A 26,655-nucleotide genomic window follows, 5' to 3' on the forward strand; every position below is an offset into this window, starting at 1 on the left:
AGGTCTGTTCCAAGCTGGTACGGCGGGTTGGCCAGGGCGGCGTAAGAGTGAACCATCGACAAACCCCGACAGTCTGGGAGGCACCATGACCATTTTGGCTGACGATATTGCGGCCATTTCGTCTTACAATGACGGTATTGTTGTGGAGACTTCCCCCATGGCCACGGCATTGGAACAATACTGGGCAGAGCGCAGGCGAATCTGTGATGAGACTGTCGGCCAGTTGCAACAGTCCTCCACGGATGTCGATGCCGAGCGTGCCTGGGACTATTTCTGCTCCTACCACACAACGTTTCTGCGCGAGTATTTGAAGCGCAGCGTGAACGATCTTGGCGCGCCCTTGCGCCGATTGTGGGGGTGGCACTTCGGACTCATTCGCGAAGCCAGACGCGCTTTCTTGAGAAACGCGAGAGTCGAGCTGTGGATACCGTTTGCGTACAGCCCTTTGACTGCGGTTCGTGTCCCAAGCAAGACCGGCAAGTACGATGAGGTCGAGTGGCCGGACGATGACGGAACACAATATGAGTTGGGCAAGCCCATCGTTGCTGTTCACTGGCGCAACGATAGCCTCTTCATAATTCTTCCATCGGGCGCGTACGTGAATTTCAAAACGTTCACCTACACCAAGAACGGTGTCATTTGGAACACGCAGGAAGCGCTGCACAAAGCCTTTGTCCGGCAGCTTGCCGGCTTTCAACCTGAGTTGCGATTTGCAGAAGAAAGATTCGCAGCGCTTCGCGCAAGCTGGGACAAGAAGAAACAGTTGACGCGCGCCACCGCGAGTTCACGGCGGATCGAAAAGGCGGCAGAGACCTGGAGTCAGGTTCATATTCCCGAGCGCCAGAAGCTCGACATCCTGCGCAGGGCGGAACTTTTCGAGCGGAATGACGCCGCAGCCCCGCGTGGTCTTCTGCTCACTGGTCCTCCGGGCACGGGCAAGACTTTCATCGCTCGCACGCTTCGAGAGATGATGGGTTGCGACTTTCAGATGCTCTCGCTGGCCGACCTGAAGCAGCAGACCGTGGGGGCAAGCGGCAAACGTGTTCGCGAGGTATGGGATCGGGCAAGAAAGCACCAACCGGCGATTATCTTCATCGACGAGTGCGAAGGGATTCTCGGCCGGCGCGGCGCAGCCGAAACCGATGCGTTTGCCACTGACATCGTCCACGCATTTCTCGCCGAGTGGGACGGCATCCGCGGGAATGCGCAGGTCTGGGTGATCGGAGCCACCAATCGGCGCGACATGCTCGATGACGCCATTCTCTCGCGGTTCGGCTGGGAGATCGAGTTGCAACTCCCCGGAGTGGAAGATCGGCGCCAGATACTTTCGCAGGAAGTCAAAGCACTGGGCCTCTCGGTTGATGCGCCCCAGGAAGCGGCGGCGCTGACCCAGGGAATGAGCGGCCGCGATCTCAAGCAACTCGCGCAATCCGTGCGTTCGGTTGCGTATCCCGCAGAACCCGCGCAAGAACATTTTCTGGATGCCATCGGAGCGGCAAGAAAATCGCACAATACCAAGGTGGACCGCAAGGCCGGCTGGGAGACGCTGGTGCTCGACGATGCGATTTTAGACCGGCTCAAACTGGTCTGCGCGCTGCTCCGCAACGCGGAGAAGTGGCAGGCGCAAGGAGTCTCGATTCCTCGGAGCCTGTTGTTGGCCGGTCCATCCGGCGTGGGCAAGACGCAGGTGGCCCGTACGCTCGCCAACGAAAGCGGGCTGACCTTTATTGCGGCCACTACGGCCGATGTGAAGGCGAACTATCTCGGCCAGAGCGGCAATCGGGTGAAACTGCTCTTCGAGCGCGCGCGGTCCAGCGCGCCGGCGATCCTGTTCCTGGACGAATTGGACGTCATCGCGCCTGATCGCGCGGCGGCGGGGGGCAATGACCAGTTGACCGATGAGATCGTCGGCCAACTGCTCCAGGAGATGGACGGCATCAGCGCCCGCGACAGTCATGTCTTCCTTGTGGCAGCCAGCAATCATCTTGAGCGAATCGACGCCGCCGTTCGCAGCCGGTTTCAGGAGAAGCTCATCATTCCATTGCCGAAGCATCAAGCCCGCGTCCGTCTGCTTGCGAATCTGTTGACGGGAAAGAAGATCGACTTTCCGTTGAACGACGGTGCCGTTCTACTGGCAGACCAGGTCAAGGAACGGGCATTGAGTGGGCGCGACCTCGAAGGCTGGGTCCAGGCTGCGGAGCAGAAAGCTCTGCTACGGGCCTTGCAGGATGGTGGCCCGGAGAACTTCGCTATTGGGTTGGAGGACTTTGGGTAACAGTTTCAGATGCAGTGAAGCTGTCGGTGCCAAATCCGTCATTGACGTGTCAAACATATGTTATTTATGCGCTATTTGTTCGGTATTGTACGATACTCACTGCAGGGATCATATTTAGGAGGTCTTTCATGGCGGCAACTGCATCGCAACCGAGGCCAGATCTCTTCGCACACCGGGAGGCTCTGCGGCTTCCCGCAACAGCGGTCGTTGCGAAGTTGGTGGAGATCGTCGGGCGCAAGCTCACTGCCTATATTGGTGGCGTGAAAGATGCCCGCGCAGTGGATCGCTGGATCGTCGGCGGCGAGATCTACGGCGACGCAGAGAGTCGGCTCAGGTTCGCCTTCCAGGTGGCGCGCACCTTGAGCGAACACGATTCGCCCGCTGTCGCACAGGCCTGGCTGACGGGCGTGAATCCGGAACTGGGAGACAGAGTGCCGCTGCGTTTGCTGCGCGAGAATGAGATTGATGCAGTGGCGCCAGCCATCCTCAGCGCAGTGAGAGCATACCTCGGCGACAAGTAGACGGGCAATTTACCCCAAAACCACATGGCTAATATGTTGCTTATTATGCCGTATAATAAAGATAAAGAGGCAACATGTTGGCCGTATATCTCAAGACCGTGCAAGAGGTGCGGATAGGGATTGCAGGGCGGTTCAAGGCCCGGCGTCTTGACCTAAACCTGACGCAGAGAGAACTGGCGGCGCGCTCGGGCGTGACCTTCAGTTCGCTGAAGCGATTTGAGCGCGAAGGATTGATCGCGCTGGACTCACTTCTTAATCTGGCCTTGGTGCTCAATTGTCTGGACGATTTCGACAAGTTGGCTGCGGAAAGCTTGGCCATCTCAGCCACCCAGTCGCTCGATGCCCTGCTGGCCACTCCGGCGCGGCGGCGCGGAGCAACGGGCAGAAAAGGACGCAGCCATGGCATATAGTCCGACAGAGTTGCTGACTGTTTATCTGGATGCACGCGACCAAAGCAGCGAAGCGGAGCACCGCAAGGTTGGACGCCTCGCGTTCAAGGACAGACAGATCTTTTTCGAGTATGACGCCGCATTCCTTGCGTCAGGCATCGAGATTTCTCCGATCAAACTTCCCCTCAGGCCAGGAGTATCCATTGCCGATACCACGATCTTCGACGGTCTGTTCGGCGTATTCAATGACAGTCTGCCGGACGGATGGGGCCGCCTTCTGCTCGACCGCACGGTGGAAAAATATGGTATCCATCGCGGCCAACTGAATCCGCTCGACCGGCTGGCCTATGTGGGGCGGCACGGCATGGGCGCTCTCAGCTATGAGCCCGAGTTGAGCCAGCAAACCGCCTACGATGTTCCGCTGGCACTCGACAAGCTTGCTGAGGAATCGGCCGCCGTGCTGTCTGGAGAAAACGAAGAGGTCTTCGAAGATTTGCTACGGCTCAATGGCTCCTCATCGGGCGCTCGGCCCAAGATCGTGGCGCAAGTGAGCCCCGACAAGAAACGAATCATTCACGGGCGACAGGAACTGCAACTCGGCTTCACGCACTGGATGATCAAGTTTCCGTCTTCTCAGGATGCGCGGGACGCGGGAGCTATCGAATACGCCTATAGCCTGATGGCAAAAGATGCAGGCGTATTGATGCCTGAGACTCATCTTTTCCGTACGAAAAGGAACAAATACTTCGGCACCAAACGCTTCGACCGGGATGGAGATGCCCGCATCCACATGCATAGCCTGGGCGGCTTGATCCATGCCGATCATCGCACTCCCAGCCTCGACTACGACATGGTTCTACGTGTGACACAGGCCTTGACCAGAAATATCCGGGAAGCAGAAAAGGTCTATGCGCTGGCCTGCTTCAACGTTCTCGCTCATAACCGCGACGATCACGCGAAGAATTTTTCGTTCCTTCTGAACGCGAGAAACGAGTGGATCTTCGGGCCTGCTTATGACCTCACCTTTTCCTATGGCCCGGGCGGAGAGCAAAGCATGCTCGTCATGGGAGAGGGAAGGAATCCCGGTACAACCCAACTTCAGGCATTGGGCAAACAGCATGGGATAAAGAGCGCGCCGGAGATTCTGGCGAAGGTAAAAACGGCCGTGGCCAACTGGCCCCGCCATGCCGAACAGGCAGAGGTCTCGCGAAAATCCACTCAAGAGATTACAGGTAAGATCAAGTTGCAATAATTGTGCTGGTCGCTGAACACGGGCTGGTTTCCGGGGAACGAATCCACCCTTCGGAAGAAGGCTGGCGAGACCGGTCAACTCTTATGAACTACCTCGAATGAGTACCCGTCCGGATCCAGTACATCCGCCGCGTAATAGCCTGGATAATATTCCAGCCGTGCCCGCGGCGATATGTTGTCCTTCGCTCCAGCCGCTATTGCAGCTTGATAAAACTCGTCGACTTGAGCGTTGCTCTGTGCGTCAAAGCCCCAATGGATCGAGCCAGGATCAGACTTGCCTTGCTTGAGCCAGAAAAATGCTCTCTTCCCGTCTCCGATTCCCCAAAGGTCGGCGTGGCCATGCTCTCCTTTGTAGGGCAGGAAGAAGCGGATTTTCAAGGGCTTCAGAGCCGCGTCGTAGAATGCCACTGAGCGTTCAACATCGCTCACCGTCAAGATGATGTGGTTGATCATGATCTCTCCTTCAGAGTGCGAGGGTTGTGATTGTCTTTTCGCCGTTGGGAATTGCGCTTACGGAAAGCCCCGGAATGTTCATGCCTTGCGCGCGCACTGTCTGCACTTCGTCGATCCCGATAAAGCCAAGAATCTGGCGTAGATATGGCTCCACGGTGTCCCATGACTTCCACGGTCCTTCAGAGAACACCCCACCGGACGCCAGCACCAGGATTGCTTTCTTCCCCTTGGCCAGCCCCTCAACTCCCGCTCCCGCGTAGTTGAAGGTCTTTCCGGCGCGCACAATATGGTCAATCCATGCCTTCAAAGAAGAAGGCAATCCGAAATTCCACATGGGAGAGGCGATGACGAGCAAGCCAGCAGACAACAGTTCCTCCGTGAGTTCGTCGGAAAGACGAAGCGCATCCTTTAGAGACTCTGCCTCTGCTTTGTCTTTGGCAGAGATCCCCTTGACGGTCTGATAGTTCAGATGAGGAAGTGGGTCTGTTACCAAGTCACGCTCAACGAAACTTGCGTTGGGATAGAGAGACCTCAGGCGTTCTCGCAATGTTTCTGTTAGTTGACGGCTTGCAGACTCCGCTCCTCGCGGGCTCGATTCGACGATCAGAATTTGTTTCATTTCGATTTCCTCTCTCTCTAGTCGTTGATGTGCAATCGTGCAGATCAGTTCCAGCCGTGCAGCGTCTGGTGTAGAAACCACGTGCGACGTTCGGCTTCATCGATCCAAACTTCAAGCAGGCTTGCAGTAGCAACATCCTTGAATTCATCGCAAACTTCATGAGCAGCGCGCATAAGCTTCGTCAAACAGCGGCTGTCGGCGAACAATTCTTCGAGCATGCTCTTGGCTGTGGCAGATTGTTCATCGCTATCGAGCAATCGTTGATGTTGGGCGATGTCGCCGATGGACCGCAGAGTTGTGCCGCCGATCTTGCGAGTCCTCTCCGCAATAGGGTCTGTCATTGCGAAAATTTCCTCCGCCTGCTCCTCAAGCAGCAGGTGATAGTCCCGGAAATGAGGACCGCTCATGTGCCAGTGAAAGGTCTTTGTCTTCACATAGAGCGCAAAGACGTCTGCGAGCAATTGCCGCAAGGTTTCAGAAATCGCTGCGACAGCCGCCGACGAAAGATCCGTCGGAATATCAAGACTTACTGCGATTCTTCCCTTCAAGGGCTTTCTCATTTGCCTGGATGTCACTCCCTCCCCTGGAGAACGCGTCAACCGAGCCTTTGTGCGACCTTCGATCATTCCGACCTCCCAGATTTTCCTGGTAGATCTAGGTGTACTGGAATCAGTACACCCAGGTCTTGGATATTCTGGGCACCGCTGGGACATTCGGGGCACTCAATTGCTGAGTCAAAAGCGGCACCTATATCATCGAAGAAAATATCGGCCACTCCGGGAGGGAGAAATGACCGCTAACCGCGACGCAGTCCGAGAGCGATTTGAAGTTCCCGGATTTGTGAGTGAAAATCGCCCCGAATTTGAGAAGGTTCGCTCGGTCTCAAACCGTTCGGAGCAACCACTCTTTTTCGCGCGGTATCGGCACGATAAACCGAATCTCGGTTTGCTCGAACAAACGCCCTTTGCGGATCAGGTCATAGTGTCAGTGGAACTTCGCCCGTTCCGACCGATCAACGTGTTTTGCGACGGTCATCACAAGCGGAAACCGGCTTCTGAAGCTGGTGCACTAGCTCTCTACGATATGCGCAGGTCATGGTGCGCAGACATCAGAGATCCTTTCGACACCTTGCAAGTCTTCCTGCCAATGATCAGCTTTCGGGATTTTGCGGCGGAGCGCCGCAGTAGCTTTCTTGACTTCCGCTACGATCTCGAAGAGCCACATTACGATGCAGTCATGCTGCACTTGATGCAAGCGATGCTGCCCGCGCTGGAGCGACCGCACGAGGTAAGTTCCCTATACCTGGATTCCATATTTCTTGCCGTGCGTGACCACATTGCCGAAGCATACGGCGATTTCACGACAAGGGCTACAAGCGACAGGCTTGGCCTTACCGCTCGTCAACTTCGACAGGCTCTCGAATACATTGAGGCGAACCTAAGCCAGGATGTCGGCCTTGCCGATGTGGCAAACGCATCGGCCACTTCAGTGAGTTCACTCGCCCGTGGCTTCAAGACCGCATTAGGTATTTCGCCGCACCGCTGGGTGCTAAACCGGCGAATTGCCTTGGCGCAGCGCCTGATTTACAAGGGTGCTACGCCGCTCAACGAAGTTGCCATTTCTTGTGGGTTCGCTGATCAGAGTCATCTGACGCGCGTTTTTGTGCGCAGTGTTGGTAGCTCCCCTGCTGTTTGGCGGCGGAACGCCCAACGCTGAACAGGTGCACTGCGGATTATTGCCGATATGTCGCCATTGCGCACGTTTACGTATCTCGGCGCTGCTCTGAGAACGTGACCGTTCACCAGGCAGTTGCTGGTTGATCAACACTCTCACACGTATCTGTCGGGGAAATTACTGGTCCCTCACGGGATTGCCTAGCGGCAGAACTCTGTATCGGTTGCGGGATCGATAGTATTCCGCACCGGAACCTATCAAGCAGCCTTTGCGGCCTTCTTCTTTGCCTTTGGCAGCGGCTGAACCGTAGCGTTCAGGTTCGCCTTGGAAACGCCCTTTAATGCCGCCCAGCGCTTGATCTGCGCTTGACGGACGCGTTCGCGTCCCTCTGCGCTCGTCTTCTTGCGCTTCTTCATCTTTCGGACAACCGGGACGACAATGGTAGCTGTCTTGGACGGTCTACCCGGCTTGCGTTTGATTGAAGTCGTTCCTGCGGAACTCAAAGTGCCTTGGCTTGCATAAGACGCGCAATCTCGGCATCGATCTCGAAAAGAATGGATTCCGTCATGGTGCGGTCAGCACCTCCCCAAGCAGGATAAGCGATGAACCGACTGGTTAACACCTAACCTTGCTTTGCGGTATCCTCTGGCGCGTCGCAATATCACCAGTCATTTCAATCAAACCCAGCAGAAAGGATCTCGATGGCCAGGAGTGTCGCAAAACTTAAGATGGGCTTCTACCCGCTCCCAGTGAGCGAAGGTGCCAATCTTCGTCAGCTTCTCAGCTTCACAGGACCGGCATCGGTGGTAGATCCCTGCGTGGGGCAAGGCGTGGCTCTCAACCTGATTACCCATGGCGCCGATGTGCGCCGCTATGGCGTAGAACTCGATACAGAGCGAGCACTGCTCGCAAGCGCGACGGGGATCGAGACGATCCAGGGCAATACGTTTGACGCAATTGCCAAGCCGGAATCCTTTTCGCTGTTGTACCTCAATCCGCCTTACGATTCCGAGATCGGGTCAGTCGGCAATAGCCGCATGGAGCGTCTGTTTCTGGAACATACTTTCCGTTGGCTGGTGATGGAGGGCGTGCTGGTGTTGGTCATTCCCTTCGAGCGCCTGCACGAGTGCGCCGGGGTGCTCAGTTCGCATTTCGCCTGGCTGAATATCTTTCGCATGACCGACGATGAATCAGTCCGCTTCCGGCAGATCGCTGTCCTGGGAATACGCCGCAATGTGCGGGGCGTGGCGGTCGAGGAGGCGCGGCGGCAACTTCAGCGTATCAGCCCGTATGGCAGTTTTCAGGCTTTGCCGGAGTTGGCGCCGGGCGCGTGTGAACCGTATACCGTGCCTTCGACCGGCGAGGGAGCGCTGAGTTACCGCGGGCTGCCGTATGACCTGCTGGAAGACTTGCTGCCGCTGTCGGGCGCATGGAAACAGACATTGCCCTTTCTGATCCCGCGCGAGGACGTGGCCACGGGCCGTCCGATCACGCCACTGCACGGAGGCCACGTTGGGTTGCTCTGCACGGCGGGTCTGCTGAATGGCGTCTTCGGCCAGGGCGACGACCGGCACATCGCACGATGGCGGTCGGTCAAGCATGTGACCACGTTCGTCGAAGAGGACGGCGATGAGCAGATCATCCATCACCGGGAACGGTGGACGAATGAACTGCGATTGGTCTATGCCGATGGAAGAACCCTGAAGCTGACAGAGACGCCGGCAAAGCCGGAAGGAGAGGACGATGCAGAATGCACACCTGAGACTCGGGTTGCTTGAGTATCACCGCATGACGGAGAAGACCTCGACGCGGATTCGGCTGCGTGTAGACCGCTATGTGGGCGAAGACGAACAGGCGCATCTCATCAGCGTCTTCGGCAACGACTCCGACGTGGGCGCGATCACGGCGGCGGTTCACGAGAAGGCCACCTTCACGCTGACTTTCCCGGACGGCGAAGTGAAGGAGGTGTCGCTCGGCGAGCACGCCTCCTGCTACAAGGGAGCCGTGAGTTTGCCGGACCGAAAGCATCCCGTACGGCACCTGGTGGCTGTTTCGGAAGCACTGTACACCAATGGTGGCGTGGGACGGACGATTCTGCTGGGATACCAGCTGGATCAGGCCTGGACTACGCTGGTGAGTTTTCTCGGACTTCCAGCTGACCCATCATGGGCCGAGCACGTTCTCGGTATTGTCGAGGCGGAAGAGCGCATCAAGCCACTAGACGGTATTGGCTGCCAGCCGGTGTTGATCTCGGCGACAACGGAGGAATTGCTTGAATGGATCGGAGATGAACTCCGCTCCGGTGCTTTGAGCTTCCCGGAAAGAAATGGCCCAATTGTCTGGCCCCGATTTTCACTTAAATCATCACCGAATCTGCCTCTGCCGACAGCCCAATCAATAGGCTTTGGTAGGCTTTGGTAGGCTTATTCCCTAATAGTCCAGCAATGCCATGATCAGAATGGTTCCATGTGGTCTGGCGTCATTTTTTGAGCCACGGTAACGTGGCCGTCTGATACCGCGCAAATTCCCCCAGAAACTCCTCGGCCCATGCTGCTGCCTGCTCGACTGCCGCTTCCAGCACGCCATCTTGATATTCGATCTTGTGCCAATGTCTGTGCTTCGCATAGGCATCCTCGAACATCCAGGTTGCGCCCCTGCCTTCTTCTTGCAGAACAACGGTTACGCATTCTGCAGCTTTGGCTACGTGTGGGATCTCATAAAGATGACCGGATGCTTCGGTATTCTCGATCACAACGAATTTGGAGGAAAGCGCGAATCGCATGACTTTCTGTACTACGCCTTCACCCATCTTGTCGGGCTGTTCCTTAATGATGTAGGTGTAGTAACCGAGATCCTGCAGTTTTGCCTCAATTCGCTTCAGCCGATCAAGAGCAGTTCCTGTGTCTTTTCCAAGAATCAGCACAGAATCCGAGTCCTTAAGAATCGCGTCTGCACGCTGCCATACCAGCTCAAACGCGGATTTTACGGATACGGCAAGCGCGTCGGGCGTGGTTGTAGCGGGAAGTAGTAATTGCCAGCGCACAAAGATATGGACATCCTCCGTATCGCTTGACGGGTCCGAAAAGGGATGTCCCTCATGGATGAGACGTTTAACCGCGCGTTCCATCGCCTCTGCAAAGGCATATGCGGAAAACTTGTGCTCCCAATACTTGGTATAAAGATGTTCTTCAATTGAACACACAAGGCTTTCACCGTTGCGCGTTATCGTGGTGTCAGGGAAGTAGTTGTCCATCACAGAGATGGCCACGTCACCCGGCATCTCTGATAAATTAAGGTGTTCCAGTTCTTCGAGGCTGAGCGGATCGCCATCGTCCTCCCGGAACGACTCCCACTCGTCTTCGACCGTCTCACTCGTTTTTTGGAATTCTTCGGGATCAACTGACATATATAGCCTTCCTTTCCGTCCCAGTGTCTGTCCGCAGCAATAAATTTCGATTAGTGAGTGTACCCATCTGCGGTTTGTAAGTTTCTGACTTCCTCGGGATTTTCCGGCAACGCATCAATGTAGTGCATTACCAGCATGGCCTCTAGTGGTACTCCTTCAATGGTTGGCTTCTTCGGTTGATCGGGTTTAGAGCCTTCGATCCGGTCAATAATGTAGTTCCTAATCTCCGTGACCTCCGACCATCCAGGGGCATCGCCTCGTTCGATTGCGGCAGGTTCGACAAAATCAGTTTTCAGTTCTTTGGTCAAGATTGAGCCATCTTGGTCATCTCGAAACCCTGCGACACTGATTCGAAGCGGGCCTTTGTAATAACGCCGCTCAACTCTCAACTTCGCCACAATTCTGACGTGCCCTTTGGTTGATCCTGCATAGACAAGCACGTGATCCGCCAGAATGACGCTGTGCTCTCCAGGAAGGTGAAGGTTTTCATCGTGGTTCCATTTCTTTCCAAGCAGGACGATGATTGGACCTAATGGTGTGCCATCTTCAGCGAACGTCTCGATGAACGGGAAGGGGATATTAGTCGGTATCGCTGCGGCAAACCCTGGGGGATTTGAAAAAGTGACTGCCCAGGAGTGCAGCATAACGCGAGCCAGAATGACAGGAATTGAAATATCTGTATTCCAGTCCAGACTCTCAGTGTCGATGTAGGTCCGCGTAACTATCCCACGTCCCCGAGCCATTTCGATCGCAGCAGGTGTGAAACCGCTGGTGGAGATTATCACGCCCTGGTTGGCTCGAACATCATCTCGCAGACTTACGAAGGCCCCAAGTTCCGCGACATCGATGGGTCGTGAATGATCCTTGCACTCTATGATCATGAGAACCGGATATTGAGCGACACGGACGCGGATCGAGACATCTATCTGGCGGGGAACTTTCGAATGGTATCCGACGATCTCGTCGTCAAGCGTTACAGTGGCGCCCTCCGGTGCAAACTGGGTGTGTATTCCGTGAATGAGCTTCTCGAATCGTTTCCATTTAGGGTCGGTCATGCGGATTGCCACCTTAATTTATTATTACCGCAATCAACCACCGGCGCAGCAACTTCGTTCAAGTCGGCCAACATCCGCCTGAATATCACTTGAATCCTAGCTGGGGATATCGGCCGGCAATGTTCAGCGAGGAGTTCTGTCGTTCCTGGTTTATGACCATCTGGCGTGTTGCCAGATTTTCGGCAACTGAACTTCAGTTTGCGCGCGTTCAAGAACAGCTCCGCCTCCCTTGTCCATAATCAACTGAATTCTCCCCAAAGTGTCTTTCGCGAGGTATCCGCATGGAAAACACGTTCGAATACCTGCGCACCCATGCGGTCGAATTGGGCTCGCGCATTCTCGAAACATATCCGCCGCTTCAAGGCACGAAAGACCCTGTTGCGCCGCGCATTGCAACACTTTTACGGAGGGCGCTGCCCGCGCAGGCACTTGCCATCACAGGCACTGCAAAGTACCTTCGCAAAGCCAAGGCGGCGCGGATCGTGGCCGAATGCGGGGCCGGCAAAACCTATATGGCGTTAGGTACGATCCATGTGCTGGCGGAGGGGCGACCCAGCACTACGCTGGTGATGTGCCCTTCACACATTACACACAAGTGGGCGCGTGAGGCTCTGCTGACTGTGCCGTGCGCCAGAACCTTTCTGATTGAGGATATGCGCAACGGAGGCGATCCCAAGAAGCCGCATGGCATCTGCGAAGTCAAGCTGAGCAAGGGCAAGATCGTGTACGGGGGGCTGCGCTTGTCTCTCGCCGAGTTGCGGCGCATGGGTCGCAAGGAGTGGCGGAAGCGTTGCTCCGGCCCAGCCTTCTTCATCACTGGTAAGGACAAGGGGAAGCTGGGCTACTACTGGGAGCACGCCTACCTCAAGGCAAAATCCGGGCCGAATCTCGGAGGCATCATCAATCCCGACACCGGCGCTGCGATCCTGGATTCGGAGCGGCAGAAGCTTACCCACCTCGACTTCGTCGACAAGATCAAGCTCTTTGAATCGCTGACTCTGCCACATGAGGGAACGACGCGCTATTCAGCACTGTGGCAGGCCGACCGCGAACGCATTCAGCGTATGGCGCCAATTGAGTACATCGGCCGGTATATGGGCGGATGGTTCGACTTTGCCATCGCGGATGAGTTGCACCAACTGGCCGGTTTATCCGCAGGATCGAATAATGGGGAGGAACGCTTCAGCGAGCCTGTCTGGCAGCATTCGGTGGAAACTTCCTGCCCATAATAATCACAGGGTGTGCGATCTTTGGCTGGTCACCAAAGGAGGTGCACACATGTCAACTGAAGAACGTACGATCAATGATCCGTTGATCGTACAACTCGCATACCATTTGAAGGTCTCTGGATACAGCCTGTCAGCTACAGAAAAACGCATGGCAGCAGCACGCGGATTCCTGCTCTATCTAGCCAAGGAGCGCGTCGATGTTGCCAGCGCTACAGGCGCGCACGAACCAGCGTTCCTGGCCTTCAAGTTAAACCTTTACCGAAAACGTCATGGTCATGCGCCGTGCGATATGAGAAGTTGGCGCTGGGGCTATACCAGCGGCGTGCACATTGTTATGCGATTGGCTCAAGGGAAGTGGCCGCCGACTACAGTGCCAGCGAGTCCACAAGAAACATTCCGCCGGGATCTCTGCAATGCATATGCGCAGTGGCTGTCAGACGTTCGCGGCTTGGCGGTTACGACCATTCCAAACCGTAAAGCAGAGGCTTACCGGCTTCTTGAATCGCTGGGTGAGAGAGGCGGAGATGAATTGCTCCTTGCCCAGATCACCGTTGCCGACCTCGATCATTACCTGACGCAGCGTGCTCCGCAACTACGGAGGGCCACTCGTCAAAAGCTGGCGCTGTGTCTGCGTGGATTCCTGCGCTATCTCCAAATCCAGGGACTGATTCAACAGGATCTCTCTGGGACAGTTGTCAGTCCGCAGCGATATGCGTTTGAAAGTATCCCTCCAGCGCTGCGCGCCGACCACGTCGATGCGGTGCTGCAATCGGTGAAGATGGATCATACTCCAAAAGGACTACGTGACCAAGCGATTCTTCTTTTGCTCGCAACCTATGGGCTGCGAGCCGGCGAGGTGACGGCCTTGCGCTTGGACGACATTGATTGGCGCAAGGAGCGACTGCGTGTTCGGCATTCGAAAACAAGGTGTGAGTCTTTTCTGCCGTTGCTTGCTCCTGTTGGCGAAGCCATCTTGGCATACCTGCGCAATGGCAGACCACAAACGAAGGCGCGCGAGGTATTCCTGCGCGTCCGCGCTCCATTTCAATCGCTCCGGGCAGGGTCGAGCCTCTATCACATGGTTGAGCACCGATTGCAGAAAGCGGAGGTCATCCTGAAACGCAAGCATGGCCCCCATGCGTTTCGTCATGCTCGGGCAGTCGGTTTACTCAATGCGGGAGTAACCATGAAGACGATCGGCGATGTGCTGGGACACCGGTCTCCTGATTCAACAGCCATCTATCTGAAGCTTGCGACACCAGAGCTGCGGGCCATCGGACTTGAGATACCTGTGGAGGTGATCCCATGATGAAATGGCCCGATACAAACGATGCAAGCATTCTCCAATACTTCCGGAACACCAGGTTGCGTCCCGCCAGCATAAAGACATACCAACCCATGCTGGAAGAGTTCCGGCAGTTTGTATTAGATCACTCGCCTGAGCTGTGTGTCTCTCGACAGATATTGGAAAAGTGGCTTCGTCACCGGTCGAGCTTTTCTTCGACACACACGATCATGCACCGGGTGTGGCCAATCAATCGTTTTCTCGACTGGCTCGCCAACCACGAACTGATTGCCTCAAATCCGTTTGAGGATTTGCGAAAAGAGGTTGGCATTAGCGACACAGCCCAGATTGTTCGGGCTTTATTGAGTCCCGACTGCGCCGAGGCTCTGAATACTCTCAGGCCAGTATCGGCTTTTGCCAGTCATCTTGGACCCGTAATGCAGAATTACGTTTCTCTCAAACGATCTTTGGGTTACCGTTACTGCACTCAGGAGAAGCAACTGCTTCGACTCGACCGGTTTCTGCAGGAACGCGCCGATCTTGCCGGACAACCGATCTCCATCCTTACCGAAGCGTGGGGCAAGTGGAATCCCACCTCGCAGCACTTGCTCGAGTGTGAACAAACGGGAAGAATACTCGCGAGGGCATTGCAACGCATAGACCCAACAGTTGCCATCCCGCCAGTGGATCCGCGCTTGAACAGGCAGGTCCGACGGAATCAGCGCAAGCCGTATATCTATTCCAAGTCGGATGTATCACTTCTGCTGAAGACTGCGCTGTCGTTTCCCTCGCCAGAGGCTCCGGGGCGGCCTCTGATGCTGTACACGATGATCGTGCTGGGTTACTGCGTTGGGCTTCGCATCGGTGAGATCGTTCGCCTGAAGGTTGGAGATATCGATCTTGCAGACAAAACGATCGAAATCCGCGAAACGAAGTTCTTCAAGTCGCGGCGATTGCCGGTTACAAATTCAGTGAGCGCTGCGCTGGACGATTATCTGAAAGCACGGCGTCTGGAAGGCGCACTCGATGATCCGTCGGCGCCATTGTTTTGGCAACGCCGGGCAGCAAAAGAATATCGTTACTACACAATCCGCGCCTTGCTGGTAAAGATCATTCGACGTGCGGGTTTGAAGCCTGATCCCGGTACTGCTGGACCGCGTATTCATGACCTGCGCCATTCATTTGTGGTCGGTCGCATTTTGACTTGGTATAGGGAAGGTGTCAACGCGCAGGAACGGCTCCCGTATTTGGTCACTTACCTGGGACACAAAGACATCCACTCGACCCTGGTGTACATAACAATCACGCAAGAACTACTGCAGCACGCCAGTGAGCGGTTCCGTTCGTTCGGCGCACACGTCATCCAGGCGAAAGCAGGAGGTGATACATGCAAGTGACCGCCACCTTACCGCAATTGCTGCATGGTTTCTTCCAGAATTGGCTGATCCAGCAACGCGGAACTTCTCCGCACACGGTGATTTCCTACCGGGACACATGGCGACTGTTTTTGCGCTTCGTTGCAGAGCAGCGCCAGCAAACGGTCGCCAAGCTCACAATAGAGCAAATCACAGCGAAGGAAGTGCTCGCCTTTCTGGATCATTGTGAGAAGGGTCGGAAAGTCTCCATCGGTACGCGCAACTGTCGGCTTGCGGCACTGCGAAGCTTCTTTTCATTCGTGACCAGCCGCGAGCCTCTGCTCGCGGCGCAGTGCGCAGAAATCCTTGGAGTTCCGACAAAACGGGCGCCAGTTCGTTCGATACGGTCCATGGAGGTTGAGGAAATCGAAGCAATCCTGGCACAGCCGAATCGAAAAACTCTGGAGGGCCAGCGCGATCATGCACTGTTGGCTCTACTGTACAACACAGGCGCCCGCATTCAGGAGGTGCTTAACTTGTGCCCCCAGGAAATTCGATTTGAACCGCCCGCCCGCGTTCGCATCATTGGCAAAGGGCAGAAAGAACGGTACTGTCCCCTCTGGCCCGAAACGGTGGCCCTATTGAAGGCATTGCTCATCCGCCAGCCCCGAGGCAAGCAAGAGCGGATCTTCGTGAATCGCTATGGCGACCCGCTTGGGGCTTCCGGAGTCCGTTACAAGCTGCGCAACTATGTGATAGCAGCCGCAAAGCAAACACCCTCTTTAAGCTCAAAGCGCGTTTCACCGCACCTATTCCGGCATTCGACGGCTTGCCACCTCCTGGCTTCAGGAGTCGACATCACCGTAGTCCGTGACGTGCTCGGACACGCCCAACTGGATACGACAAGCCATTACGCCCAATCCAATTTGGAAACAAAGCGGAAGGCGCTTGAAAAAGTGGCGGTTCGCCCGGACAAGCCGCCTCGCTGGAAGCGCGACCAGGATCTCTTGGCCTGGCTAGACTCACTCTCAACTTAGCATGCCGTACAGGCAACAAATAATGCGGAGGAAGACGCGGATCAAGAGACTCATAAACACTGTCTTTGAAGTGCCTGAAGCTCCACGCGCCCGCGTTCCTCCCCATTATTCGATCCTGCGGATAAGCCGGCTAATCGTCAGCTGACGATTAGCCGGGGACACGGCACAGGGTAACGGTCTCGGCGTACTTGGACGAGCGGCAAAGCGGCTGATAGCGCTCACCGGCACTCTGATGGGCGGCTATGCGGACGATCTCTTCAACATCTTCTACCGCATGGAGCCGCGCACGATGGCCGGCGAGGGATTTGCGTATGGCGGCCAGGGACGACGCGACTTTCAGCAGCAGTATGGTGTGCTGGAGACCATCGAGAAGGTGCGGGAGACAGACAACGCCTGCTCGCGGGCGACGAAGAAGACGATCCAAGTTCTGAAGAAGCCGGGTGCATCGCCGCTGCTGTTCGGAAAGTTCCTGATGAATACAACAGCGTTTCTTTCGCTTGAAGACATTGCGGACAACTTGCCGCGATACGACGAGAGTGTGCTATCGGTTGAGATGGACGAGGAACTGGCCAAGGCCTACGAAGAACTCGAAGAGGACATACGGTCGGCCATTCGGTCGCATCGGGGCAACAAGAGCCTGATGAGCATTCTGCTCAACACGCTACTGCTCTATCCCGACCACCCTTACGGCTTCGAGGAGATCTGGGCGCGGGCCTTCGACCCGGAGACCAAAGAGTATGTGAAGTTCCTGGTGACGACGCCCCAGAATCTCAAGGAGGATGGTCTCTACGCGAAGGAACGCGCCCTAATCGCCGATATACGGGAGGAATTGCGGCAGGGACGGCGCTGCCAGGTCTATGCGACCTACACGGGCGAGAAGGATGTTACGCTGCGGCTGGAGACGGTGTTGCGACAAGCTGGATTCCGAGTCGCCGTGCTGCGCTCTTCGGTTGCCACAGACAAGCGTGAGGATTGGTACGAGCGGCAACTGAAAGGCGGAGTTGAAGTTGTGATCTGCCACCCGAAGCTGGTGGAGACGGGCCTCGACCTTTTGGCCTTTCCGACGCTCTATTTCTACGAAACCGGGTACTCGCTGCATACGTTGCGGCAGGCCAGCCGCCGCTCCTGGCGTATCGGCCAGCGGCACGCGGTGCGCGTGAAGTTCGTGACCTATACGGGGACAATGCAGGAGACAAGCCTCCGTTTGATGGGCAAGAAGATGCTCGTCGCGCTGATGATGGAGGGCAAGTTCTCTGGTGAAGGGTTGCAATCGCTCGACACCGACGAAGACCTGATGAGCGCCATGGCGCGCGAGTTGGTCGAGAAGGCCGGCGTCGGGGCAAGTGCCGATCAAATGTGGCGCGAGTTAGAGAGAGAACGGGAGCGGGTGTTGCCACAGCCGCCTGCGTTGAAGGCAGAGGAAGACGACAATCCTGTCTTCGACTTGTCTGCAACAGAACCGATTGATCCAGCAACCGAACGCGCGGGCATTCATCTTGTTGAACCTCAAGCGGGCGTGAAGGTGCGCAAGAAGTCCTCGCCATGGTCCACGGGCACAGGGCCAGCCGTGCAACTCAGCCTTTTCGGCTGAGGTTATCTCCCTGGATTCTGTTGATCAATAGACTTCCCAATGGCTGTGAACGGTGATAGCGTAGCCAATGGGAGAATCGTTCCAGCGATACCGGCGCTAGCCGGAGCGCAATCAAAGGCAAGGAAAAGGGTCGGCGCGAGCTGGCCCTTTTCCTTGGTGGAGACATTCCATGCCGAAAGGACCGTTTCTTCCCTCGGAATTTGTGCCTACAAAGTTCTCGACGGCGCAGGACAAGGCCGAGTTCGGTAACACGTTCTTGCACTTCATCGAGTCAGAGTGGGCGCGGACGGCTTTCTCCAAGAGTTTCTACAACCGCCTTTCGATGTGCTTTTCGCACATAGCGCATTACGACGCCGCAGGTTTCTATGCGACATGGTTCACTTCGGATGCCGACCGGCTTCGGTTCTTGCGGCATACCATCGCATGGCCGTGCTGGGGCGATCCAGAATACACCTTTAGCGACGTTGAGCGCGCGATTCAGCAGGAGATTCGAAAGCGCAACTATCTTGCGCGCTATGAACTGCGCGCTGCCGAGGCTGTGCGTTCTCGTGAAATGGATACACTCAAGTTGCTTGAAGCAAAGTATCGAACGGTAGCCAGCGATAAGGCGGATGCAGACTCTGCACCCGCCATTTCACCACCAGCCGCACAAGAAGCAGCCAGGACAAAGATGCCCGTGCAAGCCAGCCTCTTCTAACCCCAACATGGATTGATCTTGAAATCCGCAGACAAGGAGAAAAACTGCAATGGCCAAACTTGAAGCGCAGGTTCTGCTACGAGAGTTTAACTACAACGGCGTTCGCATTCCAGATCCGGCACCGCAGATGAGCGTCGAGGAAGTTCGCGATTTGCTGGTTCCATCGTATCCGGAACTGGCTACCGCAACCCTCACCGGCCCGGAGGATACCGGAACCACTCTGCGCTACACCTTCAGCCGCGCAATAGGTTCGAAGGGGTGAGCCGTGCCCACGCCCGCATTGTCGCAAGAAGAACTGGTGGCGTTGTTTCTCAAGAAGGCCGCGGAACCGCCGCCGGAAGCCAACCTCATCCTGGTGAGGCATCTGCAATGCAAAGAATCCTGCGATCTCGCACGAGCCGTCTCAGAAGCCATTCGGCAGTATGCAGCGCCGGGAAGTTATCGGCTCCCGACGCCGCCGGAACTGCTTCCGCCAATGGGGTAACAACACTTGCGCCCGCCTTCGGTCAGGCATTGCCATCGCTCGCCGGGGTTCGCGGCGAGTATAACCATGAGGTCAATGCAGAACTGGTCTATGAACTCTGCGCTGCTCTGGTGCGCGAGGGGTTGGGAACTGCGGAGACTTGGAATAAATCTGGCGGCAACGCGCTCGCATTTGCCCAGCACGCCATGATGAGCGCGATTGGCACCGAACGTGGCGATCTGCTGCAACGCAATGTCGAGTATCACCTCGAAGTGAGCGATCAACTCGGCCGCGCTGGGAGCGATGCGGAGCTCGAAAGCGGGCAACTGGTTGTCACCGTCGAGTGCGGTGGATCGGGGTACTTCAGGATTGGACCGGCGCTTGATGCGCTGGAGGCTGAGGCCGAGGGGCTGGGGGCAGCGTTCTATTGGGCGCTGACTTTCGCGCTTTATCGCGTGATGTGGATCTACAACCACGACAATGCGCTGATGTACGAAGAGCGGATGCGCGATTATGCCGCGGAAGACGACGTAGAGAACCAAGGGCAGTATGAGTTTCCCGAAGTGGAGAAGACACTGCCGGAGTGTATCCAGAAGACGCAGAAACGCGAATCTCCTGACTGGAAAGCACGGGACCGCGATCTGCTGCGCAGGTTTCGCAATGGAAAATTCAGTTCTTGGTTCGAGCAGTTGCGGCGCATTCAGCGCCTGTCGCGGCTTCCCCTCAAGCAGTCGCGAGAGTTCCTCGAACTTGGCTATTACGACGATCCACCGTTGCCGTCTTTGCTTGTCGCCTTCAAAGAGCATGACGCCATTACCGCCTGCTTCGACGAAGAGGGCCAGTCCATGATGGAAGGCACCGCAGAGCCGACTGTGTGCGTTGTCTTTTCGCCGCGCGAACCGGAGCAAGTTCGCCACGCTATTCGAGTCGTGGATCGCTTCATAGCGCTCATTTGTGAACTCTTTCAGTTGGTCGAGGTGATTCAGGAGAAATGCGATGCAGGTACATCTATCGATCGGGGAGAACCATCGCTTCGAGCTGCATGAGGCTCTGCTGATCTATCGCGACCGACAGAGCAGTTTCATCACCCGCCACGATGTGACCACCCGCAAGGACGCGCCGCCCACTCTCGGTCCGGCGCAACCGCTCACCGTAGCATTCATCGAGTCTCTGACGCGATCTCTCAGCGGAAGCGTGCAGGCCGAAGTACTGCCGGCCAACATCCTGGCCAAAGCGGACCGCATGATCGTCTGGTGGACTCCTGCACGATGCCGCCAGATGTTCTTCGAGAACTCCGAAGGCAAGGCCGCGAAGCTGAATGGCTGCATATTCCCACAACCTCCATTGGTCTGGCGGGTCTCGAATGGCGAACTCAACATTCGGGCACTCACCGAGAGCAAGCGCCCTGATAGTTCAACGAAACTTGCCGTCGCGCCCTACTGGAATCTCTCGGACGATGGGCGCGTATGCACCGGCACCATGCGACGCCCGGACAGCGCGTCGGTTGCGTCGATTCCGGCCTGGGAGCGCGGCTTCTACGAGAGCGCCTTCACTCACGCCAATGTTGGCCGCCTCACGCGCCATGAAGGTGGATTCGATGGGCTGTGGAGTGGCCTGACTGGCAAGCGCCAGAAGTTCCCAGTCGAATCACTCATCGCTCTTCCGCAGACGCTCACGCAGTTCGTGCGCGGAGAGAGAGGCTGATATGCGCATCGAGCACGCGATTCCAAGCGATCTGTTGGGCCAGAAACCGGTGCGCATACTGGTCGTCGGCGCTGGCGGGACCGGTAGCGCCATCGTCATGGGCCTGCCTTATCTCGACCAGGCGATGCGGGTCTGGGGCCGGTTATCGGGGCTGGATGTGGTCATGATGGATGCCGATACCGTCTCTGAAACGAACTGTGTGCGCCAGCCATTCTCGATCTCCGACATCGGACAGAACAAGGCAACCGTCCTCATCAATCGCATCAACCTGTTCTGGGGAACGCGGTGGCGGGCCGAGCCTACTTACTTCGATGAGCAGACTTTCGCCCGGATCAATGACCGATCCATCGATCTACTGATTGGCTGCGTGGACACCAGAGCGGCGCGAAACATCATTGCGCGCGCACTGACCAAAGCCAGGAACCGCACCGCCTATTGGCTTGACCTTGGCAACAACGCGGCCAGCGGCCAATTCGTTCTCGGCCAGCCATTGAATGCGCGCAATCGCAGGAAGGCCGCACGATTGCGCACCGTAAGCGAACTGTATCCAGAGATCCTCGATGCTGTGGCTGGTGAAGACCCGTTGCCAAGTTGCTCGGCTGTCGAGGCATTGGATCGCCAGGAACCTTTCATCAACCAGGCCTTGGCATCGGCGGCGCTGGCGATGCTGGCGCGGCTCTTCCGCTACGGAAAGATTTCGCATCACGGAGGCTTCTACAACGCACAGTCCAATCAGATTTGTGGACTACCTGTCGATCCCCAGCTTTGGTCGAAGACGCGGAGACGCTCACTGCGATCCAAATCCAGCAATCAAATTCCATCGGGAGTGAACCATGTTCAAAGAACTTCTACCAGTCCTACGCGACCGCGCAGTGTTGCTCACGGTCACGCTTGTCGATGCAGATCAGATTCGGGTGAACATTGTGCCGAAGAAACTCAAAGACGGCGACAATGATGCTCTCACCACCCCACTCAGCGTGACCGGCACTGCCGAAGATCTGGACGCCGAGTTGTCCTCGACAATCATCAGCTTCGTCGGCTCCCATCTCCAGATGAAGAATACCCTGGAGAAGGCGAAGGCCGAGATGGATGCGGCTTCCAAGGTAGCTCAAGCCGAGGCGCGTGCGAAGTCGAAGACGCCGGCCAAGACAGTGCCGCCGAATACGGAAGTCACGCAGTATGCTCCGACCGCCAAGCCCACTGAGCCCGCGCCCCAGAAGCCCGCAAGCCTTTTCGATATGCCGGCACCGGCGGCTACAGCCATTGCCGCACCAACCGCCCCCGACGAAGACCCTGGATTCGCTGAAATCGACGATGACGACGCCCCCGAAGAATTCGAAGAACTGGATGAGGTGGCCTGACGGCCACCATTCCTCTCTTCAAGAGGGATTCAGATGGCCAGATACGCGCCCGGAACCTGTTCACATCAACCGAGAATTCCGCGTAGGCTGACCGGCGAACAATGGGCGACAATCGTCCATCTTCACTTAGCACAACTACCCGAACGTTGGCGCGATACAGAACAGGAAGATATCAAGAACCTTTCATCTATTTCGCAGGCCGCGGGCCGTGGCAGGCATCAAGGAACCGGATGGCGTACTCGGTAAACTCGTACCAGCCGTCAACATCAGAACTTACCTGCTCCTCAAACCTGTCAAAATGGCTGTTAACTTTATAGTTTCTTCGTATTAGGCCGGTTCGCTCATACGTATCTGGGTATACATTCGACGGAACGTCGAAGTCTTTTGGCCCGTCATAAGGTCTGGCTCCGAAGGCCCAAAGCACAAGTTCCATTCCATCGGCAAGTAGCTCTTTCTTGAGGAATTTGAGGGTTTCCTGGCAGATGACCTCCAAATGTTGTGCTTCATCGGGCGTGAGCTGCTTCAGCGTCTCGATGAACGATGGCGATACTGAGTCGGTCTGCTGAGATGCCGTGGCGAGTAACCCTGCCCACATCTCCTGTAGCGTCTCGGTGGCCTCAACCGAACAGGCCTCCATGATCGGCAATAGCAATCGCGTCGGGACAGCATTCGCTGGCAAGCCTGCCTCGCGAAGAATTCGCTCTGTCTTCCGGACCGTAGAGACCAGATTTTTCGCTCGGTAGACCCGAGCCTTATCCGCGAGAACAGCTCCGAATTCGTCGAACATCGGGCCGGCCAATCTGTGCAACAGATCAACAGCCTTATCAACTGGGCCGGATTTCACAATTTCGCCTAAATCGCTCATGATCACGTCTCACGTCGCTGAATTTTCGGTATGGTTGCCGACATCTTACCACTCCCCAGTACCATCCAATCGGTGTGCGGCTGATGAAACAGCTACAGACCTGCCAAGCGGTCTGGATATTACTGATTATTAGGCGGTTCCGTCTGCTTTACAACTCCTCTTAAGCGGTAAAATAGTTCGATATGAGCGACAGGGAAGCACTGATAATTGGAAACTCGGCGTATCCAAAGGGCTCGGCCCTGCGGAACCCTACGAACGATGCTCGAGATCTAGCCAAAGCTCTCAAACGCTTCGGCTTCACTACTGGCGTGGTGAGGGACGGCACAATCGAAGAAATGGAGAATTCCCTAGCGTCCTTCAAAAAGCGCCTCAGAAGCGCGAAAGTAGGTCTTCTGTTTTTTGCCGGCCACGGCATCCAGATGAAGGGTGAAAATTACCTTATTGCGATAGACACAAAGACATCCGACGAGGCAGCGGCGCGTCATTCTTCCCTTCCCCTGAATCAGGTCATTGAGTCAATGGAGGACACGCCGACCGACACAAACATAATCATTCTCGACGCATGTCGAAACAACCCATTTGAACGCGCGTGGACGCGCTCCCTGTCCCCCCGTGGACTCGCGCCTGTGTACGCTCCCAAAGGCACCCTGATTGCCTACGCAACTTCGCCAGGGCAGGTGGCGTCCGATGGCGATGGGATAAACGGCGCATACACGGCCGCTCTGCTGCAACACCTGGACGCAGTGGACTGTTCAATCGAGATAATGCTTAAGCGCGTCCGTAATACGTTAAGTGCAGCCACTCTTGGCAAGCAGATTTCATGGGAGCACACATCTCTGTCGAGGGAATTCTTCTTCAATCGCAGCGTAGGCGTGAGGATTGACCTCTACGGCGATTCCGCACTGCGGGACAAGTTCTTTGTATTGGATCAGAAAACGATTTCTCACCGAGTTATTGAGGGTTTGAAGTCTCACGACTGGTATACACAAAACCCGGCACTTGATGCGTTTACGGAAACTCAAATGGCGAAGACCACGGTAGATTCACTGTTTGTGGTGGGACGAAATGTTTACCAAGCTGCATGTGGCGGGTCTCGTAGTGCTTACCATTTCATCGAGAATTTCGCTTCGTTGGCTTCCGACCTACCTTCAGAGAAATGGCGGGCATTGCTCGATGGCATGCTTTTTGAGGTGTTTTTCGATTCGCACGGTGAGATTCGCAAGGAACTGAAAAACGATCGATTTGAAGAGGTTTTCAAGCTTCAGCAATTCCCGTACCTTGCAGGGAGTTTCGACTTTATCTCGGAGTGTGTCATCCCTTTTTCGGATCGTTTTCATGTCCAGCCGGGCCGCAATCGTGAAGTTGCACTGGACGTAATCACACGAAGCAGCGCAAATAACGTTATCGTCGAGGAAGTACTCCTAGGAGGGAAAGACATTTTCTGGGTGAAGGGAGAAGATGAGGAAGAAGTCGATTCAGATGAGACATTCAAGATGCGCTCTAAATCTCGTAAGGACTTCGAGCAGGAACTGGCTACAGGTCTAACCCTGCCAGTGCACCTCCTGAGAGTGTCGTATCCAAATGTCCCAAACGTTCCTGGATCATTGAAGGTGCCGTGGGGATGGACCGTCGAAGCGAAACCCCAAGAGTGAGACGGGAAGACCACCAACGTACTGTCGCGTCGCATGTCAAGCGACGGTTTCTCAAGCATGAAAACTACCGGTACCGCCGATGTCGACTGGAAGGCTTTCGGAATGATGCTAATCCCCTCACCACTCGGGGTGCGCCTCAAAAAGATGTCGTGAACATCGCTACTCCTTGGTCTTGAGCTTGCTGTCGTTTTCCTGGATGAATGCCTCGATCTCAGGAGCGCTGGCAAGAATGCGGAGCCACTGTTCCTTGTAGAGGGTGACGGGGAAACGTCCCATTCCGTAAAGGGATACGGCGCCTTTCTCGCTGACCTTCAGACTCAGCCCTGTTGAATCCTTACTCTTGAGCTTTGCGTTTTCTGCCCGCAGACGCTCCAACTCCGCTTTCATCTCCGCTTCGTTCATGCCGACTCTCCCAGTCTATTTTTCGCTTCAACCGTCTCACTGCGCACCGGTTGCGCCATGCCGCAAGGCTCTGCCGCTTCGGCCAATAGCGCCTCTATCCGCTCGACTTCGAGTCGCCTCAGTTTCGCGGTGCTGGACCACTGCTCCATCCGTTCAGCATCCCTGGAGAACTCGGCGGAGATTTCCATCCATCGGCTCTCATTCGCACGGGCCGCATTGAGTGCGGTCTGAAGCGTCTCGATTTGCTGATCCCTTTGCTGATCCGTGGATGAATTCATTTAGGGCGTGTTAACACTATCTGAGGGCTTCGACGATCAAAACGAAATTGATAAAGGCGAGGAAGATCACATCGAGTTTTTCGAATCTGGAGAAGATGCGGCGGAAGCCCTTCAGCCTGCGGAAGAGGCGTTCCACTTCGTTACGCTTCTTATAGAGTTCGCGGTCGTATTCCCAGGGATCGAGCCGGTTGGATTTGGGCGGAACCACCGGAATCATGTCTAGATCAAGTACCAACTGCCGCGTTTCGTTGCCCTCGTAGGCCTTATCCATCAGCATCGGAAGACCTTCCGGCATCGGCCCAAGATCTTCCAGCAGCGCTCGGCCTTCTGGCGCATCGTGCGCGTTGCCCGGCGACAGAGCAAACACTACCGCCGTTCGAGCATTCGCGGCAACCATATGAATCTTGGTGTTCCATCCGCCGCGGGATTTGCCGATGGCCTGAGGTCCATTTTTTTTAACGCGCCTGTTCCATCGGGATGGACCTTGATCGAGGTTGAGTCGAGCGAGAAGGCTTCAATCTTGATGCGCACGATCTGCTCGGTCTGCAACTTCTCGAAGACGCGATCCAGAACGCCATTTTTGGCCCAGCGATTCATGCGCGTATAAATACTATGCCAGTTGCCAAAGCGAGGCGGGAGACCGCGCCATTTGCATCCTTGCTCGGCAACATACAGAATCGCGTTGAGAACTTGGAGGTTCTGCAGTTTCACATTCCCGCGCTGAATCGGCAGGCTATCTTTAATCTTTTTGTACTGCTCGGCCGTGATCTCCATTAACTCCAATTATAACAAATTTAGTGTTAACACGCCCTAGTTGAATCGCATGAATCCAGAATTAGCTGAACAGAGTCTCTTGATCCGGCTCTTGTAGAGCGAGAAGTTCCGGGTCGTTGTTGCACACCTTGCCGACATGATCACTCACCGTCCAGGCTTCCATCTCTTCGGCAGGATAGGGCTGAAGCAGGCCTCGCGATGGAGTGGACTTGCTGTCTGTGTCCAGCCAGCGTTCGTAATTCTTCGGGGCGACGATCAACGATCACTGGCATGCGGTCTTTGATCGGAGCCATCCGTTCGCTGGGTGTGGCAGATTAGC

General features: G+C 55.8%; 31 protein-coding genes. 20 read left to right on the plus strand and 11 right to left on the minus strand.

The genetic code is table 11. The features are described 5' to 3' along the window. Window positions 1–85: 85 nt before the first annotated feature. The 4 genes from ACOBR2_RS14545 (at window position 86) to ACOBR2_RS14560 (ending at window position 4,437) form a co-directional block, all read left to right on the plus strand. Window positions 86–2,275, plus strand: coding sequence for an AAA family ATPase (locus ACOBR2_RS14545; RefSeq protein ID WP_420236840.1), 2,190 nt, complete (start codon window positions 86–88; stop codon window positions 2,273–2,275). Between the two features lie 128 nt (window positions 2,276–2,403). Beyond that, a complete protein-coding gene (locus tag ACOBR2_RS14550; protein WP_420236841.1) occupies window positions 2,404–2,796 on the plus strand; it encodes a DUF2384 domain-containing protein in 393 nt (130 codons plus the stop codon). A 74-nt stretch (window positions 2,797–2,870) separates the two neighbouring features. Next, a complete protein-coding gene (locus tag ACOBR2_RS14555; RefSeq protein ID WP_420236842.1) occupies window positions 2,871–3,206 on the plus strand; it encodes a helix-turn-helix domain-containing protein in 336 nt (111 codons plus the stop codon). Then, window positions 3,196–4,437: a type II toxin-antitoxin system HipA family toxin gene (locus ACOBR2_RS14560; RefSeq protein WP_420236843.1), complete on the plus strand. Its 1,242-nt coding sequence runs from the start codon at window positions 3,196–3,198 to the stop codon at window positions 4,435–4,437. The genes ACOBR2_RS14555 and ACOBR2_RS14560 overlap by 11 nt, the downstream gene beginning before the upstream one ends. Window positions 4,438–4,511: 74 nt before the next feature. Here the strand turns inward: ACOBR2_RS14560 and ACOBR2_RS14565 are convergent, their stop codons facing one another. From ACOBR2_RS14565 to ACOBR2_RS14575, 3 genes are read right to left on the minus strand one after another with little or no spacing between them, the layout of a single operon-like run. Continuing rightward, a complete protein-coding gene (locus ACOBR2_RS14565) occupies window positions 4,512–4,889 on the minus strand; it encodes a VOC family protein (protein ID WP_420236844.1) in 378 nt (125 codons plus the stop codon). Between the two features lie 10 nt (window positions 4,890–4,899). Further along, complete coding sequence (locus ACOBR2_RS14570; protein WP_420236845.1) at window positions 4,900–5,508, minus strand: FMN-dependent NADH-azoreductase; 609 nt, start codon at window positions 5,506–5,508, stop codon at window positions 4,900–4,902. A 44-nt stretch (window positions 5,509–5,552) separates the two neighbouring features. Further along, window positions 5,553–6,134 (minus strand): Dps family protein, encoded by a 582-nt coding sequence (locus tag ACOBR2_RS14575; protein ID WP_420236846.1) that lies wholly within the window; start codon window positions 6,132–6,134, stop codon window positions 5,553–5,555. Between the two features lie 163 nt (window positions 6,135–6,297). Here ACOBR2_RS14575 and ACOBR2_RS14580 point away from each other — a divergent pair, with 163 nt between their 5' ends. Continuing rightward, the gene (locus ACOBR2_RS14580; protein ID WP_420236847.1) at window positions 6,298–7,224 is read left to right on the plus strand and encodes a helix-turn-helix domain-containing protein; all 927 of its coding nucleotides are present in this window, start codon (window positions 6,298–6,300) and stop codon (window positions 7,222–7,224) included. Between the two features lie 215 nt (window positions 7,225–7,439). Here ACOBR2_RS14580 and ACOBR2_RS14585 read toward each other — a convergent pair whose 3' ends face one another. Further along, window positions 7,440–7,598 (minus strand): hypothetical protein, encoded by a 159-nt coding sequence (locus tag ACOBR2_RS14585; RefSeq protein WP_420236848.1) that lies wholly within the window; start codon window positions 7,596–7,598, stop codon window positions 7,440–7,442. A 285-nt stretch (window positions 7,599–7,883) separates the two neighbouring features. Here ACOBR2_RS14585 and ACOBR2_RS14590 point away from each other — a divergent pair, with 285 nt between their 5' ends. Together ACOBR2_RS14590 and ACOBR2_RS14595 are read left to right on the plus strand one after the other, a co-directional pair. After that, window positions 7,884–8,960 (plus strand): DUF6094 domain-containing protein, encoded by a 1,077-nt coding sequence (locus tag ACOBR2_RS14590; protein ID WP_420236849.1) that lies wholly within the window; start codon window positions 7,884–7,886, stop codon window positions 8,958–8,960. Window positions 8,961–8,970: 10 nt separating this feature from the next. Then, on the plus strand, window positions 8,971–9,603 hold the full coding sequence (locus tag ACOBR2_RS14595) for a hypothetical protein (protein ID WP_420236850.1): 633 nt from the start codon (window positions 8,971–8,973) through the stop codon (window positions 9,601–9,603). A gap of 58 nt (window positions 9,604–9,661) precedes the next feature. On the opposite strand, the gene ACOBR2_RS14600 is transcribed toward ACOBR2_RS14595, so the two are convergent. Together ACOBR2_RS14600 and ACOBR2_RS14605 are read right to left on the minus strand one after the other, a co-directional pair. Further along, on the minus strand, window positions 9,662–10,588 hold the full coding sequence (locus ACOBR2_RS14600; protein WP_420236851.1) for a hypothetical protein: 927 nt from the start codon (window positions 10,586–10,588) through the stop codon (window positions 9,662–9,664). Window positions 10,589–10,638: 50 nt separating this feature from the next. Further along, entirely contained in the window at window positions 10,639–11,643 is a 1,005-nt protein-coding gene (locus ACOBR2_RS14605) for a restriction endonuclease (protein ID WP_420236852.1), read from the minus strand. A 281-nt stretch (window positions 11,644–11,924) separates the two neighbouring features. Here ACOBR2_RS14605 and ACOBR2_RS14610 point away from each other — a divergent pair, with 281 nt between their 5' ends. The 12 genes from ACOBR2_RS14610 (at window position 11,925) to ACOBR2_RS14665 (ending at window position 22,365) form a co-directional block, all read left to right on the plus strand. Then, the gene (locus ACOBR2_RS14610; protein WP_420236853.1) at window positions 11,925–12,872 is read left to right on the plus strand and encodes a hypothetical protein; all 948 of its coding nucleotides are present in this window, start codon (window positions 11,925–11,927) and stop codon (window positions 12,870–12,872) included. A 49-nt stretch (window positions 12,873–12,921) separates the two neighbouring features. Next, window positions 12,922–14,181 carry a site-specific integrase gene (locus ACOBR2_RS14615; protein ID WP_420236854.1) on the plus strand — a complete coding sequence of 420 codons (1,260 nt, stop codon included), beginning with the start codon at window positions 12,922–12,924 and terminating at the stop codon, window positions 14,179–14,181. Then, window positions 14,178–15,554 carry a tyrosine-type recombinase/integrase gene (locus ACOBR2_RS14620; RefSeq protein WP_420236855.1) on the plus strand — a complete coding sequence of 459 codons (1,377 nt, stop codon included), beginning with the start codon at window positions 14,178–14,180 and terminating at the stop codon, window positions 15,552–15,554. Before ACOBR2_RS14615 ends, ACOBR2_RS14620 begins: the two co-directional genes overlap by 4 nt. Further along, window positions 15,545–16,549 (plus strand): tyrosine-type recombinase/integrase, encoded by a 1,005-nt coding sequence (locus ACOBR2_RS14625; RefSeq protein WP_420236856.1) that lies wholly within the window; start codon window positions 15,545–15,547, stop codon window positions 16,547–16,549. Before ACOBR2_RS14620 ends, ACOBR2_RS14625 begins: the two co-directional genes overlap by 10 nt. Window positions 16,550–16,781: 232 nt before the next feature. Further along, entirely contained in the window at window positions 16,782–18,140 is a 1,359-nt protein-coding gene (locus ACOBR2_RS14630) for a helicase-related protein (RefSeq protein ID WP_420236857.1), read from the plus strand. A gap of 169 nt (window positions 18,141–18,309) precedes the next feature. Continuing rightward, window positions 18,310–18,837 (plus strand): hypothetical protein, encoded by a 528-nt coding sequence (locus ACOBR2_RS14635; protein ID WP_420236858.1) that lies wholly within the window; start codon window positions 18,310–18,312, stop codon window positions 18,835–18,837. Window positions 18,838–18,886: 49 nt separating this feature from the next. Continuing rightward, window positions 18,887–19,099 (plus strand): PRTRC system protein C, encoded by a 213-nt coding sequence (locus ACOBR2_RS14640; RefSeq protein ID WP_420236859.1) that lies wholly within the window; start codon window positions 18,887–18,889, stop codon window positions 19,097–19,099. Between the two features lie 3 nt (window positions 19,100–19,102). Next, window positions 19,103–19,321, plus strand: a complete 219-nt coding sequence (locus ACOBR2_RS14645) for a hypothetical protein (protein WP_420236860.1) — start codon at window positions 19,103–19,105, stop codon at window positions 19,319–19,321. A 29-nt stretch (window positions 19,322–19,350) separates the two neighbouring features. After that, entirely contained in the window at window positions 19,351–20,346 is a 996-nt protein-coding gene (locus ACOBR2_RS14650) for a hypothetical protein (protein WP_420236861.1), read from the plus strand. Then, window positions 20,297–21,004 carry a PRTRC system protein B gene (locus tag ACOBR2_RS14655; RefSeq protein ID WP_420236862.1) on the plus strand — a complete coding sequence of 236 codons (708 nt, stop codon included), beginning with the start codon at window positions 20,297–20,299 and terminating at the stop codon, window positions 21,002–21,004. Before ACOBR2_RS14650 ends, ACOBR2_RS14655 begins: the two co-directional genes overlap by 50 nt. 1 nt (window position 21,005) lies before the next feature. Then, complete coding sequence (locus ACOBR2_RS14660) at window positions 21,006–21,959, plus strand: PRTRC system ThiF family protein (protein ID WP_420236863.1); 954 nt, start codon at window positions 21,006–21,008, stop codon at window positions 21,957–21,959. Further along, window positions 21,877–22,365 (plus strand): PRTRC system protein E, encoded by a 489-nt coding sequence (locus ACOBR2_RS14665; protein WP_420236864.1) that lies wholly within the window; start codon window positions 21,877–21,879, stop codon window positions 22,363–22,365. Before ACOBR2_RS14660 ends, ACOBR2_RS14665 begins: the two co-directional genes overlap by 83 nt. Before the next feature lie 187 nt (window positions 22,366–22,552). Here ACOBR2_RS14665 and ACOBR2_RS14670 read toward each other — a convergent pair whose 3' ends face one another. Beyond that, window positions 22,553–23,230: an Abi-alpha family protein gene (locus tag ACOBR2_RS14670; protein ID WP_420236865.1), complete on the minus strand. Its 678-nt coding sequence runs from the start codon at window positions 23,228–23,230 to the stop codon at window positions 22,553–22,555. 182 nt (window positions 23,231–23,412) lie between these two features. Between ACOBR2_RS14670 and ACOBR2_RS14675 the strand changes: the two genes are divergently transcribed. Then, window positions 23,413–24,882 (plus strand): caspase family protein, encoded by a 1,470-nt coding sequence (locus ACOBR2_RS14675; protein WP_420236866.1) that lies wholly within the window; start codon window positions 23,413–23,415, stop codon window positions 24,880–24,882. A gap of 159 nt (window positions 24,883–25,041) precedes the next feature. Here the strand turns inward: ACOBR2_RS14675 and ACOBR2_RS14680 are convergent, their stop codons facing one another. From ACOBR2_RS14680 to ACOBR2_RS14695, 4 genes are all read right to left on the minus strand, one after another. Further along, a complete protein-coding gene (locus tag ACOBR2_RS14680; RefSeq protein WP_420236867.1) occupies window positions 25,042–25,284 on the minus strand; it encodes a hypothetical protein in 243 nt (80 codons plus the stop codon). Beyond that, complete coding sequence (locus tag ACOBR2_RS14685) at window positions 25,281–25,562, minus strand: hypothetical protein (RefSeq protein WP_420236868.1); 282 nt, start codon at window positions 25,560–25,562, stop codon at window positions 25,281–25,283. Before ACOBR2_RS14685 ends, ACOBR2_RS14680 begins: the two co-directional genes overlap by 4 nt. 16 nt (window positions 25,563–25,578) lie before the next feature. After that, window positions 25,579–26,336 (minus strand): IS5 family transposase gene (locus ACOBR2_RS14690; protein ID WP_420236869.1). Its coding sequence is split into 2 segments (ribosomal slippage): window positions 25,579–26,021 and window positions 26,021–26,336, totalling 759 coding nucleotides; the frame shifts between segments, so codons are not numbered across the junction. Window positions 26,337–26,397: 61 nt separating this feature from the next. Then, window positions 26,398–26,595 (minus strand): SOS response-associated peptidase family protein, encoded by a 198-nt coding sequence (locus ACOBR2_RS14695; protein WP_420236870.1) that lies wholly within the window; start codon window positions 26,593–26,595, stop codon window positions 26,398–26,400. Window positions 26,596–26,655 lie beyond the last annotated feature (60 nt).

Source organism: Telmatobacter bradus, from assembly GCF_048629425.1.
Lineage (GTDB): Bacteria > Acidobacteriota > Terriglobia > Terriglobales > Acidobacteriaceae > Telmatobacter > Telmatobacter bradus.

What these genes read in the sequence shown, in the direction of transcription:
- ACOBR2_RS14545 (WP_420236840.1), top strand. Translation starts at nt 86, where the DNA reads ATGACCATTTTGGCTGACGATATTGCGGCCATTTCGTCTTACAATGAC.
- ACOBR2_RS14680 (WP_420236867.1), bottom strand. Translation starts at nt 25,284, where the DNA reads ATGAACGAAGCGGAGATGAAAGCGGAGTTGGAGCGTCTGCGGGCAGAA.
- ACOBR2_RS14670 (WP_420236865.1), bottom strand. Translation starts at nt 23,230, where the DNA reads ATGAGCGATTTAGGCGAAATTGTGAAATCCGGCCCAGTTGATAAGGCT.
- ACOBR2_RS14570 (WP_420236845.1), bottom strand. Translation starts at nt 5,508, where the DNA reads ATGAAACAAATTCTGATCGTCGAATCGAGCCCGCGAGGAGCGGAGTCT.
- ACOBR2_RS14630 (WP_420236857.1), top strand. Translation starts at nt 16,782, where the DNA reads ATGGGCGGCTATGCGGACGATCTCTTCAACATCTTCTACCGCATGGAG.
- ACOBR2_RS14625 (WP_420236856.1), top strand. Translation starts at nt 15,545, where the DNA reads ATGCAAGTGACCGCCACCTTACCGCAATTGCTGCATGGTTTCTTCCAG.
- ACOBR2_RS14605 (WP_420236852.1), bottom strand. Translation starts at nt 11,643, where the DNA reads ATGACCGACCCTAAATGGAAACGATTCGAGAAGCTCATTCACGGAATA.
- ACOBR2_RS14585 (WP_420236848.1), bottom strand. Translation starts at nt 7,598, where the DNA reads ATGAAGAAGCGCAAGAAGACGAGCGCAGAGGGACGCGAACGCGTCCGT.
- ACOBR2_RS14565 (WP_420236844.1), bottom strand. Translation starts at nt 4,889, where the DNA reads ATGATCAACCACATCATCTTGACGGTGAGCGATGTTGAACGCTCAGTG.
- ACOBR2_RS14580 (WP_420236847.1), top strand. Translation starts at nt 6,298, where the DNA reads ATGACCGCTAACCGCGACGCAGTCCGAGAGCGATTTGAAGTTCCCGGA.
- ACOBR2_RS14575 (WP_420236846.1), bottom strand. Translation starts at nt 6,134, where the DNA reads ATGATCGAAGGTCGCACAAAGGCTCGGTTGACGCGTTCTCCAGGGGAG.
- ACOBR2_RS14660 (WP_420236863.1), top strand. Translation starts at nt 21,006, where the DNA reads ATGCGCATCGAGCACGCGATTCCAAGCGATCTGTTGGGCCAGAAACCG.
- ACOBR2_RS14640 (WP_420236859.1), top strand. Translation starts at nt 18,887, where the DNA reads ATGGCCAAACTTGAAGCGCAGGTTCTGCTACGAGAGTTTAACTACAAC.
- ACOBR2_RS14555 (WP_420236842.1), top strand. Translation starts at nt 2,871, where the DNA reads ATGTTGGCCGTATATCTCAAGACCGTGCAAGAGGTGCGGATAGGGATT.
- ACOBR2_RS14560 (WP_420236843.1), top strand. Translation starts at nt 3,196, where the DNA reads ATGGCATATAGTCCGACAGAGTTGCTGACTGTTTATCTGGATGCACGC.
- ACOBR2_RS14550 (WP_420236841.1), top strand. Translation starts at nt 2,404, where the DNA reads ATGGCGGCAACTGCATCGCAACCGAGGCCAGATCTCTTCGCACACCGG.
- ACOBR2_RS14595 (WP_420236850.1), top strand. Translation starts at nt 8,971, where the DNA reads ATGACGGAGAAGACCTCGACGCGGATTCGGCTGCGTGTAGACCGCTAT.
- ACOBR2_RS14675 (WP_420236866.1), top strand. Translation starts at nt 23,413, where the DNA reads ATGAGCGACAGGGAAGCACTGATAATTGGAAACTCGGCGTATCCAAAG.
- ACOBR2_RS14685 (WP_420236868.1), bottom strand. Translation starts at nt 25,562, where the DNA reads ATGAATTCATCCACGGATCAGCAAAGGGATCAGCAAATCGAGACGCTT.
- ACOBR2_RS14600 (WP_420236851.1), bottom strand. Translation starts at nt 10,588, where the DNA reads ATGTCAGTTGATCCCGAAGAATTCCAAAAAACGAGTGAGACGGTCGAA.
- ACOBR2_RS14590 (WP_420236849.1), top strand. Translation starts at nt 7,884, where the DNA reads ATGGCCAGGAGTGTCGCAAAACTTAAGATGGGCTTCTACCCGCTCCCA.
- ACOBR2_RS14620 (WP_420236855.1), top strand. Translation starts at nt 14,178, where the DNA reads ATGATGAAATGGCCCGATACAAACGATGCAAGCATTCTCCAATACTTC.
- ACOBR2_RS14655 (WP_420236862.1), top strand. Translation starts at nt 20,297, where the DNA reads ATGCAGGTACATCTATCGATCGGGGAGAACCATCGCTTCGAGCTGCAT.
- ACOBR2_RS14615 (WP_420236854.1), top strand. Translation starts at nt 12,922, where the DNA reads ATGTCAACTGAAGAACGTACGATCAATGATCCGTTGATCGTACAACTC.
- ACOBR2_RS14610 (WP_420236853.1), top strand. Translation starts at nt 11,925, where the DNA reads ATGGAAAACACGTTCGAATACCTGCGCACCCATGCGGTCGAATTGGGC.
- ACOBR2_RS14635 (WP_420236858.1), top strand. Translation starts at nt 18,310, where the DNA reads ATGCCGAAAGGACCGTTTCTTCCCTCGGAATTTGTGCCTACAAAGTTC.